The 2,898-nt window shown below is 45.3% G+C and carries 1 protein-coding gene (cut by a window edge); it reads left to right on the forward strand.

Annotated features, from left to right (window positions below):
• Positions 1–2,693, forward strand: the end of a protein-coding gene (locus tag HZL42_RS01855) for a DUF5776 domain-containing protein (protein ID WP_219054012.1). 24,448 nt of this gene lie to the left of the window's left edge; only the last 2,693 of its 27,141 coding nucleotides appear in the window; its start codon lies off the left edge, out of view; the stop codon is at positions 2,691–2,693.
• Positions 2,694–2,898 lie beyond the last annotated feature (205 nt).

Consider the following 2,898-nt stretch of genomic DNA (forward strand, 5'->3'; position numbering starts at 1 on the left):
CATTAGCATCCAGTTATGCTAGTCAAGCCAGTGCTTCAACTAGCCAAGCTGCTTCGACAACCGCTAAGGTTAACTCCTATGCTGCTCAAACTAGCAGTACTGCTGCTGCTCACTCTGCCAACCGGGTAATTACCTCGGCAGCCTCCGTTGCCAGTTCCGCTGCTTCCGTTGCGAACTCAGCAACTAGTGATGCTAATATTGCAAATTCACAGGCTCAGTCAGCTAAGAGTACTGCTAGTTCCGCTGCTAATTCAGCAAGTAACGCTGCGGTTGTTGCTAGTTCTATTGCTTCACTTGCAGCTAGTTATGCCTCTGCTGCCAAGAGCGACGCAAGTGCCGGAAATGAATCAGCTGCATCCGCTACAAACGCCTCTGCTGCTGCTCAGGTAAGCTTAGCTAGTTCCGCTGCTCAAGCTGCATCCAATGCCTCTGCGGTCGCTTCAACTGCTGTTCAATCGGCATCCAGCGCTTCTGCAAGGGCTGCTAGTGATAATGCAATTGCTAATAACCAACTTGCAATTGCCTCCCTCGCTAACTCAGTTGCCAATGCTGCTGCAGATAAGCAAAGTGCTGATGCTCAATCAGCATCCGCTGCTGCATCTAATGCTGCTGCTCAGAATACCTCTGCTTCTGCTAAGGCTGCTAGCGCGGCTTCTGCTAACTCGACCGCAACCGTAATTGCTAGTTCGGTTAGTGCTAATAATTCACAAGCACAGGTCGCATCGAGTGCTGCTCAAAGCGCTGCTACGTCTGCTTTAGTGATTGCATCTGGTGCACAACAAAACTCCAGTGCCCAATCATATGCTAGCCAAGCTATTTCAGATGCTGTGGTTGCATCATCTGCTGCTAGTCAAGTTACTAGTGCGAACGCCACTGCTCAATCAGCTAAGAGTGTCGCTAGTTCAGCTAATGCCCAAGCTTCGACTGCTAATAGTCAAGCTAGCTCAGAAGCTAAGGTGGCTTCATCACTTGCAAGTCAAGCTGCTTCGGCTGCCAGTGCTGGTGATTATGCAGGAGTTACTTCGTTGAATTCCCAAATTAATTCAGCTAATAGTGCTGTTAGTGCTTATAACAGTGCTGCTTCAGCTGCCAACACGATTGCTAGTTCCGCTGCTGCTGCCGCTAGTGTTGCTCAATCAGTTGCGACATCTGCATCTGTAGTGGTTACCTCCGCAAACTCTGCTGCGCAAAGTGCACTTTCTGGTGCTAAGTACATTACTAACCTGCCTAACTTGGCTAGTCAGTACGCATCGTCAGTTAACACTGCAGTTAGTTATGTTGCTCAAAGCATTAGCTTAACAAGTGCGAATGTAAACATGGCCAACAGCTACTCAGTGGCTGCTAGCTACAGTACTTCTGAAACTTCACTACCAACTAGTTCTGCTGAACAAGTTGCTAGCCAAGCCGTTAGTCTTGCAGCTAAGACTTCTAATAACTCCTCATTAGCTAGTTATGCTTCAGCTGCTCAATCGGCTGCTGTAATGATTACTTCTGCATCTGCAGATGCAATCATTGCTAACAGCCAGGCAAGTGTCGCTACAGCAGTCGCTAATAGCGCTGCTACCGTGGCATCGGCTGCTGCTGCTGCATTCAATAGTGCTGCCGTTACTGCTAACTCAGCCGCTAATGCTGCTTCATTAGCTTACTCACGTGGTGAAGAATCACTTGGTAATAGTTATGCCTCCGTTGCATCTACTGCCTCATCTAGTGCTGCCGTTGCTGCTTCACAACTACAAAGTGCTAACTCGGTAGTTTCATCAGCAACGTCCGTAGCTAGTTCTGCTGCTAGCCGGGCGGCCAGTGATTATCAAACGATTATCGCTGCTGCTAAGATCATCTTCTCAGGTCAATCTAGTGCAAGTTCATCAGCTTCGTCTGCTGCTGATTCTAACTATTACGATGAAGGATTAGCCGCTGCTAAGGCTGGTAGTGGGAAGGCATCTGAATATGCTAACCAACCAACTTACCAGGGGGCTTACGATGGATATCGGGATGCTTACAAGGGTAAGAGTGCTAAGAAGGACTTCACCGGCTATGCTGCTGCTTATGAAACTGACTACAACAAGGCATACGAAGTGGGGCATGCTGCTTATCTCAAGCAGGTTGCTGCTGGGAAGGCTGCAGCCAATTCAGCTACCTTCTATGCTAAGGAATCCTTAGTTGGTAAGTCTGCTGGATACAAGGCTGGATACGTTAAGGAATTCAATGCGAAGTTGAAGAAGCACCCACTTTACATCTACAATGTAAAGGGACTCTACGTTCACACTAACCCTACCTTTAGCAAGGGTGAAACTGTGAAGGGCTTTGCTAAGAAGGCTCGAAACAAGATTTCTGAGTTTAAGGTAACTAAGATCTCACTTTCCAAGAGTGGTCTGGTTCGTTACTATGTTAAGAGTCATGGAAGTGACACGAACATCAAGGGTTACCTAACTGCTAATCGGAAGTACATCGTTAACGCTTACTATCGTAAGGGTGAAATGACGAGTGCTAAGTCTAATACGGTTAAGGTAATTAATAGTAAGGGCATCCGGGTTCATGGTAGCAAGACCTTTAGTTCTAATAATGGGAAGCTATATAAGCTCGGTTCCAAGGTTCACGTTAATAAGGTAGTAAACTACAAGGGCTTAACTCGTTTCTACATCGGAAACGGTAAGTACGTCACAAGTAACAAGAAATTTGTGAAGTTTATCTAACTACCCCTAAATAATAAAAAATAGGTTGTTGAAATCGATTTTAAATCGGCTTTCAACAGCCTATTTTTTTAAATGAATTTAATGAAACTAAAGGCTAATATATGAATTATTATTAAATAAGTGATAAAATATAGTGGTGTAGATTATGTACTAGATTATTTGTTCAATGTCTATAATTCCTGTCAATATTTAAGGGGGATACTTT

This window comes from Lactobacillus sp. Sy-1 (assembly GCF_019303535.1).
Lineage (GTDB): Bacteria > Bacillota > Bacilli > Lactobacillales > Lactobacillaceae > Nicoliella.